This window comes from Anabaena catenula FACHB-362 (genome assembly GCF_014698735.1).
GTDB lineage: Bacteria > Cyanobacteriota > Cyanobacteriia > Cyanobacteriales > Nostocaceae > Anabaena > Anabaena variabilis_A.
The window spans coordinates 1-16,713 of record NZ_JACJTQ010000029.1 but is presented as its reverse complement, the minus strand read 5'-3'; the positions used below and the strand labels follow the sequence as shown (position 1 = coordinate 16,713).

Annotated in this window: 11 protein-coding genes and 1 pseudogene; 7 read left to right on the top strand and 5 right to left on the bottom strand. The window is 38.6% G+C overall.

Features of this window, described 5'->3' with window-relative positions:
• The first annotated feature begins 447 nt into the window (after positions 1-447).
• From H6G68_RS17725 to H6G68_RS17715, 3 genes are all read left to right on the top strand, one after another.
• Complete coding sequence (locus tag H6G68_RS17725) at positions 448-1,887, top strand: HlyD family efflux transporter periplasmic adaptor subunit (RefSeq protein ID WP_190907828.1); 1,440 nt, start codon at positions 448-450, stop codon at positions 1,885-1,887.
• Positions 1,888-2,072: 185 nt separating this feature from the next.
• Positions 2,073-3,227 carry an ABC transporter permease DevC gene (gene devC, locus H6G68_RS17720; RefSeq protein WP_127056104.1) on the top strand — a complete coding sequence of 385 codons (1,155 nt, stop codon included), beginning with the start codon at positions 2,073-2,075 and terminating at the stop codon, positions 3,225-3,227.
• A gap of 160 nt (positions 3,228-3,387) precedes the next feature.
• The gene (locus H6G68_RS17715) at positions 3,388-4,128 is read left to right on the top strand and encodes a DevA family ABC transporter ATP-binding protein (protein ID WP_190907827.1); all 741 of its coding nucleotides are present in this window, start codon (positions 3,388-3,390) and stop codon (positions 4,126-4,128) included.
• Positions 4,129-4,241: 113 nt separating this feature from the next.
• Here H6G68_RS17715 and H6G68_RS17710 read toward each other — a convergent pair whose 3' ends face one another.
• Positions 4,242-5,036, bottom strand: coding sequence for a hypothetical protein (locus H6G68_RS17710; RefSeq protein ID WP_190907826.1), 795 nt, complete (start codon positions 5,034-5,036; stop codon positions 4,242-4,244).
• Between the two features lie 131 nt (positions 5,037-5,167).
• Here H6G68_RS17710 and H6G68_RS17705 point away from each other — a divergent pair, with 131 nt between their 5' ends.
• The 4 genes from H6G68_RS17705 to H6G68_RS17690 all read left to right on the top strand — a co-directional run bounded on the left by H6G68_RS17705 (position 5,168) and on the right by H6G68_RS17690 (position 8,586).
• Positions 5,168-5,959: an HAD family hydrolase gene (locus tag H6G68_RS17705; RefSeq protein WP_190907825.1), complete on the top strand. Its 792-nt coding sequence runs from the start codon at positions 5,168-5,170 to the stop codon at positions 5,957-5,959.
• 485 nt (positions 5,960-6,444) lie between these two features.
• Positions 6,445-6,783 (top strand): Mo-dependent nitrogenase C-terminal domain-containing protein, encoded by a 339-nt coding sequence (locus H6G68_RS17700; RefSeq protein ID WP_127056184.1) that lies wholly within the window; start codon positions 6,445-6,447, stop codon positions 6,781-6,783.
• A 22-nt stretch (positions 6,784-6,805) separates the two neighbouring features.
• Positions 6,806-7,078 carry a cupin domain-containing protein gene (locus H6G68_RS17695; RefSeq protein ID WP_190907824.1) on the top strand — a complete coding sequence of 91 codons (273 nt, stop codon included), beginning with the start codon at positions 6,806-6,808 and terminating at the stop codon, positions 7,076-7,078.
• Positions 7,079-7,839: 761 nt separating this feature from the next.
• Positions 7,840-8,586, top strand: a complete 747-nt coding sequence (locus tag H6G68_RS17690) for a creatininase family protein (protein ID WP_190907823.1) — start codon at positions 7,840-7,842, stop codon at positions 8,584-8,586.
• A gap of 122 nt (positions 8,587-8,708) precedes the next feature.
• Here H6G68_RS17690 and H6G68_RS17685 read toward each other — a convergent pair whose 3' ends face one another.
• From H6G68_RS17685 to H6G68_RS17670, 4 genes and pseudogenes are all read right to left on the bottom strand, one after another.
• Positions 8,709-9,218 carry a DUF29 family protein gene (locus H6G68_RS17685; RefSeq protein ID WP_190907822.1) on the bottom strand — a complete coding sequence of 170 codons (510 nt, stop codon included), beginning with the start codon at positions 9,216-9,218 and terminating at the stop codon, positions 8,709-8,711.
• A gap of 412 nt (positions 9,219-9,630) precedes the next feature.
• A complete protein-coding gene (locus H6G68_RS17680; protein WP_190907821.1) occupies positions 9,631-11,022 on the bottom strand; it encodes a malic enzyme-like NAD(P)-binding protein in 1,392 nt (463 codons plus the stop codon).
• A 519-nt stretch (positions 11,023-11,541) separates the two neighbouring features.
• Entirely contained in the window at positions 11,542-15,870 is a 4,329-nt protein-coding gene (locus H6G68_RS17675; RefSeq protein WP_190907820.1) for a beta strand repeat-containing protein, read from the bottom strand.
• A 495-nt stretch (positions 15,871-16,365) separates the two neighbouring features.
• Positions 16,366-16,713 (bottom strand): annotated as a pseudogene (locus H6G68_RS17670) (photosystem II q(b) protein); the annotation flags it as partial.

Here is a 16,713-nt window from a genome sequence, read left to right as displayed (position 1 = left end):
CTGCATTATTATAGCGTCAGCATTCAGCTAACAGCTATCAAGATTGTTCAAGAATGTAGTATGTAAGATCATGTCGGGCTAATTGCTTATCAAAAAACTCTCCGCGTCGGCTCTAATGATAAGTATTCAACCGGACATGATATTAGTCGGCACAATCAAACCAAAGTATGTAAACAAAGGTAAACAAGGCTGAAACCCTCTTTACTCCTGCCTGATGCCAACGATAATTATTTACGCCGACCTACTTTTACCTACCCAATTTATACCAGGTTGCTTTTAGAAATAAAGAGTATCTGAGTGCTGGAGTTTGTGAATTCAAGAGTTTGAATTCCCTTAACTTCTAGTGCAATTACCTCTCATACTCAGAAGCTATTAACAGTTATCAGTTGCGGCTAATTTGTTTTTTTTACTTCCATCAGCACAATTCAGATAACCGAGCAACATACCATGTCAAGGGTGACTGAAAAGCCAAAGTCAACGGAACAGGGACTAGAAAAATCTAAAGTTTGGTTGAAAGTTGCTGTAGCACTTCCCGTAGTGATCGCTGCTGGGTTCATAGCTACAGCTAGACTGGAGCAATTAAAAAAACTCACTTCCTCTGTAAACATAGCACCATCTGTCAGTAGTATTAGTGCTGTGGGACGTTTGGAACCGCGAGGAGAAGTGATTAAAGTCGCTGCTCCCAACTCTGGACTATCAGCAGGATCACGAGTGCAGCAACTCTTGATTAGAGAAGGACAGCGAGTTCAGCAAGGTCAAGTCATAGCCATTTTAGACAGCCGAGATACTAACATGGCAGCGGTGGAAGAAGCAAAAGCCAAGCTGCAAGAGTCTCGTGCTAATTTAGCTCAAATCACAGCAGTTTCACCAAGAGATATTCAAGCCCAAAGAGCAATAATTGCTCGTTTACAAGCTCAGTTAGTCGGAGAAAGAAATGCTCAACAAGCGACAATTGCTCGTCTTGCTGCTGAGTTAAGTGGTGAAAAAATTGCTCAACAAGCAACAATTCAACGTCTAGAAGCTGAACTTAGTGGGCAAAAAGATGGTCTCAGAGCTACGATTGACCGAATTCGCGCTGAACAGCGCAATGCTCAAGTTGATGCTGGACGCTATGAGTTCTTATACAAACAAGGTGCTATTTCTCAGCAAGAAAGAGATAGAAGGCGTTTGAGTGCGGTTACTGCTACTCAGCAGCTGCGTGAAAGCCAAGCTAGTTTGAGACAAGCTTTAGGAACGCTGTCACAGCAAATTGCCGAAGCCAGAGCTACTCAAGTGAAAACTATAGCCACTTTGCAGCAGCAACTAATCGAAGCCACAGCTAACCGCAACAAAACTATAGCCACTTTGCAAAAGCAAATAGATGAAGAAAGGGCTAGATTTAACCGGTTGGTAGATGTGCGTCCTACTGATGTGCAAATAGCACAAGCCCAAATTACCAATGCGATCGCTCTCATTAAAAAAGCGCAAGCCGAACTCCAATTGAGCTATGTCAAAGCCCCAAGCCCTGGTGAAATTTTAAAAATTCATACCAAATCAGGCGAAGTCATGAGTAGCAATGGCATTGCAGAAATTGGACAAACTGATCAGATGTTTGTCGTTGCAGAAGTTCCCGAAGACAGTATTGGTAAAGTCCGTGTTGGTCAACTCGCTACTATTACCAGTGATAATGGAGCATTTAACGGGCAATTAACGGGAACAATCACCGAGATTGGCAGACAAATTGGCAAAAAGGATGTACTGAATACAGATCCAGCAGCTGATGTTGATGCCAGAGTTGTAGAAGTGAAAATTGCGATTTCCCCAGAAAATAGCCAAAGAGTGTCTGGTTTAACGAATGCTAAGGTTGTTGTCGAAATCAAAACTGATGAAGGCACAAGAAAACAGTAATCTTCCTGGGAAACCTATCAAACTAATTCTCAATTCAATACAGCAGAATTCAGGAGTCAGGAGTCAGGAGTCAGGAGTAAAACTGTCTTGCTGTCTAGGTTTCAATTTTGATTCTGTACCTCATTGATCTGCAATCTGCTATATCTCAAATCCAAACTTGGTATAACTGCTGGGGAATTTAGAAAATGGGTCAAAAAATCCCTCTGTCATGGCTACAACTAACAAGAGAAAAAACTCGCCTAGCTGTGGCTTTATCAGGTATTGCCTTTGCTGACATTTTAATGTTTATGCAACTTGGTTTCCGAGATGCATTGTATTACAGTAACGTGAGAATGCATGAAAGTTTAAAAGGTGACATTGTTCTTATTAACAGTCAATCTAATGCTGTTTTAGCAATGAAACCCTTTTCTCAAAGGCGGTTATATAAAACCTTGGATTTACCAGAAGTGCAGTCAGTATATCCTATATACTTAGACTATACAAGCTGGAAAAATCCCATTACCGGCCGCCCTAGGAGTATTCTCACTTTTGGCATTAATCCAGAAGTTAATGTGTTTGATTTGGCTGGTGTAGATGAAAATTTAAATAAACTTAAACTGCCTGATGTTGTTTTATTTGACCGTTCTTCTAGATTAGAGTATGGACCAATTGCTGAGGATGTTGATCAGGGAAAACTTGTGTCAGCAGAAGTACGAAGGAGACGGATTAAAGTAGTAGGATTATTCACTTTAGGGGCATCCTTTGGAGCAGATGGTAATTTAATTACAAGTGATGTCAATTTTTTACGCTTATTTAATAATCGACAGCGGGGATTAATTGATATTGGGTTAATTAAATTAAAACCAGGAGCAGATTTAGCCGTAGTTACTCAATATTTACGAACTTATTTGCCTACAGATGTTAATGTTTTAACCAAGCAAGAATTTATTGATTTTGAAAGAAATTATTGGGCAAGTAGCACAGCTATTGGCTTTATTTTTACGTTAGGAACAATTATGGGTTTTATTGTCGGAACTGTAATTGTTTATCAAATTCTATATACAGAAGTAACAGATCACTTGTCTGAATATGCTACCCTTAAAGCCATAGGCTACACACAAAACTATTTGCTAACGGTCATTCTGCAAGAAGCTTTTATGTTAGCAGTTTTAGGATATATGCCAGGATTTGCTTGCGCTCTTTTTATGTACAAAGTTGCTAGAGATGCTACACTTTTACCAGTTGCAATGAGTAACTACCGTGCTATTATGGTGCTTTTATTAACTATAATCATGTGTTTTATCTCCGGAATAATTGCTATGCGTAAATTGCGTTCTGCCGATCCAGCAGATATTTTTTAAATCAAGTTTTAGGGAAAAATTACATATGATAAAATTGAAAAAATATGAAATAGATAAATATGTTATTACTCATAGTCTATGATCTTAGATTTGAAAAACTTTAGCCAAGAATTATTCTCAACGCTAGATTATCTCATGCAATTCTATATCTTCTAACTTTATGATTAGCAAAGAACCTGTAATCGCCATCAAACATATTAACCATTATTATGGAAAAGGAGTCCTCAGAAAACAAATATTATTTGATATCAACCTAGATATATATGCTGGAGAAATTGTAATTATGACTGGACCATCAGGTTCAGGTAAAACTACATTATTGAGCTTAATTGGTGGGTTGCGGTCTGCACAAGAAGGAAGTCTGAAATTGTTAGGTGAAGAACTACTAGGTGCTAGTCAAAGCAAGCTGGTACGGATGCGACGCAATATTGGTTATATTTTTCAGGCTCATAATTTGTTGGGGTTTTTAACTGCTAGACAAAATGTCCAAATGGCAGTGGAATTAAATCCGAGAGTTTCTCAATCGTCGGCTATTCGTAAGTCAGAAGCGATGCTGGGGTCAGTTGGTTTAGCAGAACGGATGAATTACTACCCAGACAATTTATCAGGTGGACAGAAACAAAGAATAGCGATCGCTCGCGCCTTAGTCAATCATCCCCCATTAGTCCTAGCAGATGAACCTACAGCCGCATTAGACAAACAATCAGGACGTGACGTTGTAGAAATTATGCAGCGTCTAGCCAAAGAACAGGGAACAGCTATTTTGTTAGTCACCCATGATAACCGCATCTTAGATATCGCTGATCGCATCGTGGAAATGGAAGATGGTCTTTTAACTCGTGATGCCCAAAACCTAGCTATCACTCACAAAGCTGGACAGGAAGTTGAACATCCTCATTAACTACACCTTGAAATATAGGTAAATGCCAAGATGTAGTTTAATTTGTTTCTGGAAAGCCCACTAGTTGCACCTTGAATACATAATTATTGTTTACTTACTCAAACCTGATAGTTTCAAGTTTGCTTCTGTTGGGGTACAGAGATATTTGGTTGGCGAGTAGTACGAAAAGTCACATTTACCCCTTCATTAGATTGTTCTAAAACCAGTAGAGGCGTGGGTTTAGCCTTTTGATCCCAATGCATATAGACAATCCGACCTTGAATAGTTGGTTGCCATGTATCGTCATCTTCCCTAGGACTAAGGTAAGTTTCTATACAGTCCATTATTTGGCTAATAGTAGCAGAAGTAGCTTGTGTAGGTAACTTCATCAACCGAATTTGAATCCGAAACAGCACTCGCTTGACAATATTGGGCGAAATACCAGTTTCATGCTCAACATCAAAAATTTCATCTACTTGCCTACCAGTGTTGCTGGCAATGCCAACTTGTCCCTGTTGAGATTGATTTGGGCGCAGTGCCAGAGAAATTCTATCTTTAATCTTGAGTTTAACTTGATTAACAATCCCAAAATGAAACACCTCCTCTGACATCCGCATTCGCAAATAATCAAGGTTAAAGTCTCGTGAGTGAACTAAATCTGGGTTAGTTTCCATTTTGCGAATGGTTTCCAGGGCTAACTTCAACTTTTTTTCTAGTTCTCGCGTGCGAAATTTTTCAAACTTGACTTTTTTCTCATACTGACGCACTAAAATTTTGCCATACACAAACACAGCAATTAGCACTAAAAGCAGTCCTCCACTGGCAACCATCAATAACGGTGGTATATGAGACTCGCTGGCTTGCACTACCTGGGTTATCTTTTTAGGGTTGGAACCTGAAGACTGGGCCAGAAAAATTGTACTGAGCATGGTTAACAAACTAAAAGATTTGACTCCTAATGTTTAGGATGCCCCAATCTTTGATGTGAAATTACTGTAATTTTAATATTTTTTTACATCTTGTGGTAGTTTTCATATGTACCGACACATTGGCAACCCCGATGAATCTACAACAATTGTCGAATATATCTACTGATTTAAGGAATATTCGTCTCGTAGCCACAGATATGGATGGTACTTTGACGAACCAGGGAAAATTTACATCGCTACTGTTACAAGCCTTAGAAAATTTAGCTACTGCTGGAGTTAAAGTACTGATTGTGACTGGACGTTCAGCAGGATGGGTAAGTGGACTAAGTAGCTTAATGCCAGTTGCAGGTGCTATGGCAGAAAACGGGGGTTTGTTCTACCCATCTCAACATTTAGAACCAGTAGCTTTAACAGCAATTCCTGATTTAGCTATACATCGTCAACATTTAGCCACAGTCTTTGAAAAATTACAAATTCAATTTCCCCAAATCAGAGAATCTGCTGATAATCGCTTTCGTGTGACTGACTGGACATTTGATGTCGCTTCTTTGACTCTCAATGAACTGCAAAATATTGGTAATATTTGTCAAGAAATGGGTTGGGGATTTACGTACAGCAATGTCCAGTGTCACATTAAACCCCAAGGACAAGATAAGGCTGTGGGATTGTTGCAAGTACTGCACCAATACTTCCCCGAATATTCACTTGAACAAATTGTTACTGTTGGTGATAGCCCCAACGATGAGAGTTTATTTAATCGGCGTTATTTTCCTCTTTCTGTAGGTGTGGCTAATGTGCTGCAATATGCAAATCAGTTGCAGTATCAACCTGCTTATTTAACTACTGCGGCTGAAGGAGAAGGATTTTGCGAGTTATCTAGTTATATTTTACAAAGCTTTTCAACCCCACACCCGCCCCAATAGGATTTGGTTAACACTAAACAGTTAAACATCAGCTAAATGCTTACAGTTTACTTATGCAACTCATATAACATTTTTATATATATTATTGGCACTAAAATTAGTGATTATCATTGCTAAATATTCGTGAAAGCAGGTAGGTTAAGACATCTACTGATAATAAAACTCAGACACAGAAGGAATTTTAAGCCTTTTTACTGCTATATATGGGATGGCAATATTCAACATCAGTAATTAATAAGTTAAGGTAATACCATTTTTATTATTTCTTTGTTATTTTGTATTTAACGGGACAGTTCTTGAACATACTCTGAGTTTAAATAGCAATTAGTTAAACCTGTTCTCTGCTTATTCCATAGAGAAGATCCTACTTAAATTTGTCTTCCATCTTTTTATCAACACAGTGCAGATTTGTGAAATAAATTGCATGGAAGTAAGTCAAAGAAGGTACATCTTTCATTAATCTAAGTACAACTGGATTTACAATTATGATCACAACCAATAGTCAACCTATCATTCTCCCTACCTTGATTAACCCTATGGGAGAAAGCCACCAAGCTGGTAATAAATCCGATTTTTTACAACCAATACGTCAAAAGTTGGATGGAATGGAGATTCAGAACCGCAAATTAGCTAAATTTATTGCCAAACTGATTCCTGCTCAGTGTCCATTTGAACGTGATATTATTGTCTTTGGTCGCAAAATCGGTCACATTCCCCCAATGTGCAAGCTCAATCCACTGTATGATCAATTTGTAGGCTTGCGTTTTCGTGCATTGTGCTATTTAGTAGATCAGTGCGGAGAAGATATCCAATCTTACTGCTAAATACAACTAGATCCAACATCGCATGGAAATTAAAGTCGAGCATCAACCTACTCAAGAACATCTCCACGATTTAGGTGTATACAAATGGGCAATTTGGCAAAAAGAAGTTTCCAAATTCCCGTGGACTTATGATTCTCAAGAAACTTGTTACTTCTTAGAAGGTGATGTAATTGTAACTCCAGATGGAGGACAACCAGTGCAAATGGGTAAAGGTGATTTTGTAACTTTTCCCGCAGGTATGTCTTGTGTGTGGGAAATTACCAAAGACGTAAAAAAACATTATCGCTTTGATTAGTCAAGCGCCAATATTTTCTTCATCTCTTGGGATTGTTGACAATCCAGAAAACAAACATCTCATCATTTAGTTAGAGTCAGTTTTGTCTGGAGATTCGCAACGAGTTTCATAAACTAAAGTTGCAGTATGGGTAAATTGTTTATATCCGTGTCGTTCAAAACTTGTTGCGACTCCATCCCAATCAATTAAAAATTAAAAATTAAAAATTAAAAATTAAAAATTTACAACGCCAGATAGATTAATTATTATGCTGTTCATTATAGCGATGCTTACGCCAGTAGCGTAACCCAAAAGCTCCCCCTAGAATCAGTAAACTTTAATACCATTTTTTTGTGAAGTTGCGCCAAATCCTAGCTTTTTTAAACGCAAAGGTACGCGGAGGTAAGCGCCAAGGTACGCAAAGATTTTTCAAGATAATTCGCTATGTTCCAAAATAATTAGGCGCATCTATGGCTACGCCACGCAAGCTATTATGGAGAATTGGTATAGGTTATCTAATAATATCAAGATTGTCACTGTTAGGCAATATATTATTTGATTTTTGATGGTTTTGGCAATTTACAGCAGAATTCAGGAGTCAGGAGTCAGGAGTCAGGAGTCAAACTGGCTTGGTGTCTAGGTTTCAATTTAGATTCTGTACCTCATTGATCTGCAATCTGCTGTAAATAAATTCACTAATATTTATTTAAGCTACTTCAGTAATAGTACTGAAATTATAGACAATCCTTTATAATAGATTTAAGAATAGATTTAAATACAAAATGCTATTACATTTAAGCACTTGGACGGAAGTTGAAACTTATTTACAACAATCGCAAGGAATTATTTTACCAATTGGTTCAACTGAACAACATGGTCCAACGGGATTAATTGGTACTGATGCAATTTGTGCAGAAGTAATATCTCGTGGAGTTGGTGAAGAAACTCAAGCTATGGTTGCACCAACAATTAATGTGGGTATGGCATTACATCATACTGCTTTTCCGGGAACAATTAGTTTGCGTCCTAGCACTTTAATTTTAGTGGTAAAAGATTATCTAACTTGTTTAGTTAAAGCTGGTTTTACCAAGTTCTATTTTATTAATGGACATGGGGGAAATATCGCTACTCTCAAAGCTGCTTTTTCAGAAACCTATGCTCATTTAGAAGATTTACAAATTCCCAATTCTGCAAAAGTGAAATGTCAAGTTGCTAATTGGTTTATGGGTGGTTCTGTGTACAAACTTGCTAAAGAATTATACGGTAATCAAGAAGGTTCTCATGCTACCCCTAGTGAAATAGCTGTTACTCAATACGTTTATCCAGAAGCAATTAAAAAAGCTCCTCTTTCTTCAGAAGTTGCAAGTGGACATAAAATTTATAGTGCTGTTGATTTTCGTTTACGTTATCCAGATGGCCGTATGGGTTCAAATCCGGATTTAGCAACTCCAGAACATGGTAAACAGTTTTATGATTTGGCTGTGGAGGAATTGAGTAAAGGGTATTTAGAGTTTGTGAAGGGGGAATAGGGTTTTTTTCACGCAGAGACGCAGAGGGGAGTTAAGATGATGTTTTAAATACATCCAAATTGATATAATTTATATCTTAAATCCTGTAAATCCTCAAATCCTCTAAATCCTGATTCTGACTTCTATCCCCAATCTTCTCCCCCAACCAATTGACTAAGATAATTATCCATAATAGCTGGTAATTCCTTAGCAGAATAAACATAAGTTAAAGATAGCAATTTATTTGCAGTAGTTAAAATCTCATTTTTATCTATAATTCCTGAAAGTTGCGAACGAGTGTATTTACCATTCATCACTTCCAAACTAGCATCAGCTATAGCATCTTCAATTACTTCCTCCTCTATTAAATTTTCCCATTCCTCTTGATTCACATAATAGGATTTTTTATTATCTTTCTGATTTACCTTCTTAATTTCTCTAATTGAATTACGAATAGAAGCAACCCAAGAAGCAGTTAGTCTTTTTTCTACTTGGTTTTTAATCAAATGAATCAATAAAATTTTTAAATAAGATTGGATATTTCGCAGAATAGCTTGTTTACTCATCCCTTCCAATTCGTCCACAATTGCTAAAGCTTCTGCGTAACGTCCTTGTAAAATACTATTTCTGAGGTCTATTAATTCCTGAGTCATCTGTTTTAACCTCAAATTATCAAAAAGTTAAAATCCCGTTTATCCTTATAATCCTGATTCAGATAGTGTTGAAAACTAAAAACCCTATATATGATGTGCGTACAGATTTCTAGATGTAACACAAGCATATCCAAAACTCAGAAAACTGTCAAGCCCCCTAGCTGAAATCACCAAAACTCGTGAAGTTATTGATAAAATTTTCAATAATAATGAGAATAGATCCCCAATAATTGAGAAAATCTTTTTTCCCAAAATCCCATACAAATAACTTATATCCTCTCTGTGACTCTGCGTCTCTGCGTGAGACAAAATTAAATCTGTTTCCACAGGGACAGGCAAGACTATGGCTTACGCCACGCTTCGCTATCGACAGGCTCAGTCCAAGGATGCCCATCCCACAAACTAACTAACTCTAACTCTGAGCAATACCTTCTTCCCGTGCGGCTTGTTGAACAGCAGCAGCCACAGCGGTAGCAACACGTTTATCAAAAACAGAAGGAATAATATGTTCCCGATTCAAATCCGAGGGTTTAACTAAAGAAGCGATCGCACTGGCAGCTTCTAAACACATAGTAGTAGTAATCGTACTAGCCCGACAATCTAAAGCCCCACGAAACACCCCAGGAAACGCCAGGACATTATTGATTTGGTTGGGGTAGTCACTCCGACCCGTAGCCATGACAGCGACATTTTTAGGGGCTAATTCTGGTTGAATTTCGGGAATGGGATTAGCCATTGCAAACACAATTGCATCTTTCGTCATTCCTTGTACCATTTCTGGTGTTAAAACTCCGGGTGCGCTAACACCAATGAATACATCTGCACCTTGGACTGCACCGGCTAAAGTTCCTTGGGCTTTAACTGCAAATTCCTGTTTTTCTGCTGTCAAATCGGTACGAGTAGTAGAGATAATCCCCTTAGAATCGCACATCCAGATATGTTCTGCTCCAGCTTTGCGGAGTAAACGAGCGATCGCTACCCCAGCCGCACCAGCACCATTAATGACAATGCGGATGTCTGCAATAGACTTCTGTACAAGTTTCAAAGAATTAAATAATGCGGCCAAGGTGACAATTGCTGTCCCATGTTGGTCATCATGAAAAATCGGGATATTTAATTCTGCTCGTAGTCTTTTTTCAATTTCAAAACAGCGCGGTGCAGCGATATCTTCTAAATTCACACCACCAAATACAGGGGCGATATTTTTTACAGCTTTGACAATCTCATCGGTATCTTGGGTATCGAGACAGATAGGAAAAGCATCAAGCCCTGCAAATTCCTTAAACAGCATGGCTTTTCCTTCCATTACTGGTAAAGCCGCAGCAGGCCCCAAATTACCCAAACCCAAGACTGCACTACCATCAGTGACAATAGCAACAGTGTTTTGTTTGATAGTCAGATTGTACACTTCCTCTGGATTTTGTGCGATCGCTTTACAAATCCGACCAACTCCTGGAGTGTAAGCCATTGCTAAATCAGAAACACTTTTTAAAGGAATTCTGCTGACAATACTGATTTTGCCACCGCGATGTAAATTAAAGGTGCGGTCATAAACATCAATTACCTGAATATCCGGTAATTCTTTTACTGCTTGAACAATGGTTTCAGCGTGTTCTGTACTAGCAGCATCAACTGTAATATCACGGATTGATTCTTGGCGGGTTTGTTCTATTAAATCAATTTGTCCCAGATTACCACCAGTAGTAGCAATGGCCTGTGTTACCGATGCTAACATCCCCACCCGATTGGGAATCTGCAACCGCAGGGTGACACTGAAACTAGAATTAGGAGTTAGATTTGTCATTGTGATTTGCGATTTTAAATTTTAGATTTTATAGTGAATTGCAAGTTAAAATTCTATTTCCACAATAAAATCTGACATTTAATGTGAATACTTAGGCGTTTACCATAAAAAATTGATTTTTAATTGTATTTAAATACACTACTATCATTTCAGGGTTTCACGGTTGAATATTGTCAGAATCAGGATTTCCAGGATTTAGGGATTTATGGCTTTAGCTTGCGTGACGACGTAGGAGTCATACGCCAAGCTACGCGAACAGGATGTTGTTGATTGATTATGAATATTCATCAACAATCCTGTTCATCCTTTAATCCTGAGCATCCTGATTCTGACAGATTAATTCTTGTCTGAATCAGGATTTGTCGGATTTAGGGATTTATGGCTTTAGCTTGCGTGACGACGTAGGAGTCATACGCCAAGCTACGCGAACAAGATGTGGTTGATTAATTATGAATATTCATCAACAATCCTGTTCATCCTTTAATCCTGAGCATCCTGATTCTGACATTTCATCCTGATTCAGACAACCACCGCAAAATCCCCAGCAGTTAAAGTTGCAGGTATATTAAATAAATTCGCAAAAGCTGCACCAGTACCTAATCCCGCCGTGATACCATTTTGATTGTAGAACAAATTACCACTACCGCTACTATAAACAATAAACGCAGCTTGAGTATCTACAGAACTATCATCAGCAACCACCGCAAACTCCGCAGCTTGACTAAAACCATTACCCGCTACACTTAGCAGACTTTTAAAAGTAGCTTTACTTAAAACGATTTTGTCACTTCCCACCGTAAAATCAAGAATAGTATCTAAACCTATATCAGTAGCGGTAAACACTTTCCCACTACTGTAAATCAACTTGTCATTACCTGCATTACCAGCCAGAATATCATTACCTGCACTACCAGTTAAACTATCAGCACCGTCACCACCACGCAGATTATCATTACCTAATCCTCCCATCAGGCTATTATCAAGCACATTGCCAGTGAAGTTATCAGCACCATTACCACCAATGACATTTTCCATCACGTTATTAGCGGAAAGCTTCAAACTCAGATTAGTAGTAACCACGGTTTGAATTGTAGTCAGTCCTAAATTCAAAGTTGTAGCCGCAGTTGTACCAGTAAAGTCTATCGTATCAATTCCACCAGTTGCGGTTTCTTGGATGGTATCACTACCCAAAACTGTGGTAGCGGTAAATCGATAAATATCATTACCATCACCACCTGCTAGGATATTATTAGCAATGTTACCAGTGAGAATATTGTTAGCTGTATTACCTGTCCCATTAATAGCCGCAGTACCAATGAGTTGGAGATTTTCCACGCCAGCAGGTAATGTAACGGTTGTACTGCTTTGGAGTGTGTCAGTAATAGTAATTATTGATTTTGTATTACTTAATGCAACACCAACAGGATTAGATAATACCAAATTAAAAGTTTCGTTGACTTCGTTGGTAGTGTTATTGATGATGGGGATGGAAACAGTGGCGCTGGCGGTATTGGCAGGAATAGTTAAAGTGCCACTTACAGCAGTATAATCACTGTTAGCTGCGGCAGTGCCGGCTGTGGTGGTGTAGTTGACGCTAACAGCTTGACTGAGGAGACTGCTGAGAGTAAAAGTAACAATTGCGTTGCTATCAAGTCCTTCCACCACAGTCACATTATTAACCGCTAAAGTTGGAACTTCATCATTTGTAATTGTACCAATTCCTTCTCCATCGGCTATGGTGGCATTAACAGGAGTATTCAAGGTAACTTTAAAAGTTTCATCCGCTTCAACTACAGTATCTCCATTAATGACAACGCTGACGGTTTTGCTGGTTTCACCGGGATTAAATGTGATTGTTCCAGTTTTCGCAACATAATCAGAACCAGCAGTAGCAGATATATTACTAGTTTGATAAGCGACTGTAATTGTTTTTGTGCTGGGGTTGGAGAATGTGACAGCAAAGTTAGCGGTTTTTGTACCACTGTTGCCTTCGGTTAAAGTAACATCGTTGATAGTTAATTGGGGTTGGGATTCATTATCGGCAATGGTAATAGTGCTACTATTGCTTGCTCCCACAGTGTAACCTGTACCTGTCAACAGATTTAGGATAGCGGTTTCGTTACCTTCATAAAATATGTCTTCGGTGGGAGTAACAAAAATAATGGCTGTATTATTCCCTGCGGCAAAGGTAGCTGTACCAGTGAGTGAGCTATAATCTGTACCGTTGGTTGCGGTGCCTGATAGGCTGTAGTTAATGTTGAGAGATTTGGTTGTGCTACCAGTGCGGTTGAGTTGGAAAATACCCGGAACTCCTGACTCGTTAGCTTGGGTATAGATGGGAGTAACCGTTACACTTGGTAAGGATAAGTCATCGTTTTTAATAATGCCGACACCTTCATTTTTAACTAAGGTGGCATTAACAGCATTACTCAAAAGAACAGTAAAGGCTTCGTTAATTTCCCCGACAGTATCACCATTAATTGTAATGGGTAGGGTTTGGGTTGTTTGTCCGGGGGTGAAAGTAATAGTTCCCGTTTTAGCTACATAGTCATTATTAGCGGTTGTGGCATCATCATCAACGGTTTGGTAATTAACGCTAATAGTTTGATTTCTGGGGTTAGAAAGGCTGATAATAAAGTTAGCATTTTTTGTACCGCTATTGCCTTCAGTGATGATGACATCGTTAATGGAGAGTTGAGGAATAGCGTCGTTATCTGCAATGGTGACTGTGGCAGTTTTAGCAGTTCCCAGATTATAACCTGTACCAGTAGCCAGGGTGAGAATTACAGTTTCGTTACCTTCAAATATGAAGTCGTCGGTAGGTGTGACGGTGATGGTTGTGGTGGTACTTCCACGGGCAAAGGTAGCTGTGCCGGTTAATTGGAGATAGTCTATACCGTTGGCTGCTGTGCCAGTAATTGTATAGTTAACGGTAGGATTGACATCGCTGGCTGTGCGGGTGAGGGTAAAAACGCCTGGGTTGGGAGTACCTGTTATCAGCGTTTCTCCAGCGTTAGCATCTGTGGCCGCAACGGTGATGATGGGTAAAGGTTTAGGATCAATATTAGCTAGACTAATGATAGACAATGACTTCCAAACTACATTGTTACCAGAGATTTCCGGATAATTATCGTCATAGCTGTCATTACTTAATTGAATGGTACTTGTACCGTTATAAAGGTAAATCTCATTATCATTGCCATCGTAGCTAGTCCAAACTACATTATTACCAGAAATTTGCGGATAATGATCGTAAGAGCTATTATTAGTTAATTGAATGGTACTTGTACCGTTATAAAGGTAAATTTCAGAGTCTGTGCCATCGTAGCCAGTCCAAACTACATTGTTACCAGAGATTTGGGGACTAGAAATTTCGACAGAAGAATTGTCACTATAATTAGTTAATTGAATGGTACTTGTACCGTTGTAAAGGTAAAGCTGACGTGTCGTGCCATCATATCCAGACCAAACTACATTATTACCTGAGATTTGGGGATAATTATCGTCATAGCTATTATTAGTTAATTGAATGGTACTTGTACCGTTGTAAAGGTAAATCTCATTATTGCCTGTACCATCGTCTTGCTGCCAAACTACATTGTTACCAGAGATTTGGGGATAACGATCATCTCCCGAATTATTAGTTAGTGAAATGGTACTTGTACCGTTGTAAAGGTAAATTTCATGGTCTGTGACATCATATCCAGACCAAACAACATTGTTACCAGAAATTTGGGGATAATCATCGTAAGAGCTGTTATTGGTGAGTTGAATGGTACTTGTACCGTTGTAAAGGTAAATCTCATAGTCTGTGCCATCATGGCTATACCAAACAACATTGTTACCTGAGATGTGGACACCATACTCGTAAGAGCTGTTATTGGTTAATTGAATGGTACTTGTACCGTTGTAAAAGAAAATTTCATCGTCTGTACCATCGAAGCCACTCCAAACTACATTGTTACCAGAAATTTGGGCAGCAGAATTATAGGCGAGAAAGGTTAATTGATTAACCACCACAAGCTCATTATCTGCAATGTTGAGAGTAGCAGTAATATCATCATCAGGGTCAGCAATGTAAGTAGTTCCAGAAACTAATGTGAGAGTAACGGTTTCCGTTCCCTCATAAAGACCATCATCAAGGGGGTTAACTACCACAGTTGCAGTTGCACTTCCCGCAGCAAAAGTCACGCTTCCCGACAAGTTACTATAATCTGTACCATTAATAGCTGTACCGCTAATACCATAGTTAATAGTTAGAGAACTACTAAAATCACCAGAACGGGTAAGAATGAAACCCCCAGGTGTATTATTTTCGTTGGCATTGCTGGGTGTAGTTCCTACAGAAATAAAAGGCAGGGTACTTTGTTCTATTTCTACCGCTTGTCCCGCTAAAGTAACTACAACCTTGTCATTTTCAGTTTGCAAACGAGTAATATCCGACAGACTTAAGGTTTTTCCTGTCACCACCGCAGCAAAATATTCACCTTCATCTCCGGCTCTGTCTTGCTGATTCAGTTTATTATCAAGATAATGTCCGTATTCTTCTAGAAAAACTTCTGTAATAACAGTTAAATTATCAGTTTTAATTAATTCTGACGATAAATATATTGTATTAGTTGTAGCAGCAAAAGCACCCAAAGCTCCGTTTATTTGACTAGAAGCGATAATTTCTAATTTTGGTAATGTGCCAAATTTTCCTGCTAACCAAGCCTGTTGGAGTTCACCAGTTTGAATATCAGCGCCAAATACTTGTTTGAGGGAAGTGTCAAAATCAGCATGACGGGCAAATTTACGCAGTTTAGCAAGTGCAGATTTAAGGATAGGTTGCCAAGTAGCGTTAATCATGACGGCAGACACCTGATAGGTTGTTAAGATACTATACTGGTATCTACTAATTTAAAAATATGTACATTAATAAATATTTACGAATAAACGTCAGAATCAGGATATCCAGGATTTAAGGATGTTCAGGATTTTGATTGATGATTTATTGGTTTGTGTTTAACATTTTTATATAATATGAAAATTTAGTAATTAGTAAAATTACATCTTAAAAATTACATCTTACTTAATTTACAAAATTGACAAAATCAAAAAACCTAAAAATACTCCAATTCCCAAAATCAAAATTCCCACAAAAAACCACATCCTGTAAATCCTTAAATCCTGCAAATCCTGATTCTGACAAATAATAAAATCCGAAAAATACTCCAATTCCCACAAAAAACCACATCCTGTAAATCCTAAAATCCAGAGCATCCTGATTCTGACCAAAAAAATACCCCCCATTTCTGGAGGGTATCTTTTATTTAACTAAGCTTATTAAACCCAGTTGAAATATTAACCGTTGATTGCAGGAGCGCTCATTGCAACAGGAGCAACATCACCAGCAGCCAAGTCTAAGGGGAAGTTGTGAGCGTTGCGCTCGTGCATTACTTCCATACCCAGGTTAGCGCGGTTGATTACGTCAGCCCATGTACCAATTACACGACCTTGAGAATCAATGATTGATTGGTTGAAGTTGAAACCGTTCAAGTTGAACGCCATTGTGCTTACGCCCAGAGCGGTGAACCAGATTCCCACTACTGGCCATGCAGCCAAGAAGAAGTGAAGTGAACGGCTGTTGTTGAAAGAAGCGTATTGGAAAATCAAGCGTCCGAAGTAACCGTGTGCTGCAACGATGTTGTA

What these genes read in the sequence shown, in the direction of transcription:
- H6G68_RS17685 (WP_190907822.1), bottom strand. Translation starts at nt 9,218, where the DNA reads ATGACTCAGGAATTAATAGACCTCAGAAATAGTATTTTACAAGGACGT.
- H6G68_RS17675 (WP_190907820.1), bottom strand. Translation starts at nt 15,870, where the DNA reads ATGATTAACGCTACTTGGCAACCTATCCTTAAATCTGCACTTGCTAAA.
- H6G68_RS17690 (WP_190907823.1), top strand. Translation starts at nt 7,840, where the DNA reads ATGCTATTACATTTAAGCACTTGGACGGAAGTTGAAACTTATTTACAA.
- H6G68_RS17680 (WP_190907821.1), bottom strand. Translation starts at nt 11,022, where the DNA reads ATGACAAATCTAACTCCTAATTCTAGTTTCAGTGTCACCCTGCGGTTG.
- H6G68_RS17705 (WP_190907825.1), top strand. Translation starts at nt 5,168, where the DNA reads ATGAATCTACAACAATTGTCGAATATATCTACTGATTTAAGGAATATT.
- H6G68_RS17710 (WP_190907826.1), bottom strand. Translation starts at nt 5,036, where the DNA reads ATGCTCAGTACAATTTTTCTGGCCCAGTCTTCAGGTTCCAACCCTAAA.
- H6G68_RS17715 (WP_190907827.1), top strand. Translation starts at nt 3,388, where the DNA reads ATGATTAGCAAAGAACCTGTAATCGCCATCAAACATATTAACCATTAT.
- H6G68_RS17725 (WP_190907828.1), top strand. Translation starts at nt 448, where the DNA reads ATGTCAAGGGTGACTGAAAAGCCAAAGTCAACGGAACAGGGACTAGAA.
- H6G68_RS17695 (WP_190907824.1), top strand. Translation starts at nt 6,806, where the DNA reads ATGGAAATTAAAGTCGAGCATCAACCTACTCAAGAACATCTCCACGAT.
- devC (WP_127056104.1), top strand. Translation starts at nt 2,073, where the DNA reads ATGGGTCAAAAAATCCCTCTGTCATGGCTACAACTAACAAGAGAAAAA.
- H6G68_RS17700 (WP_127056184.1), top strand. Translation starts at nt 6,445, where the DNA reads ATGATCACAACCAATAGTCAACCTATCATTCTCCCTACCTTGATTAAC.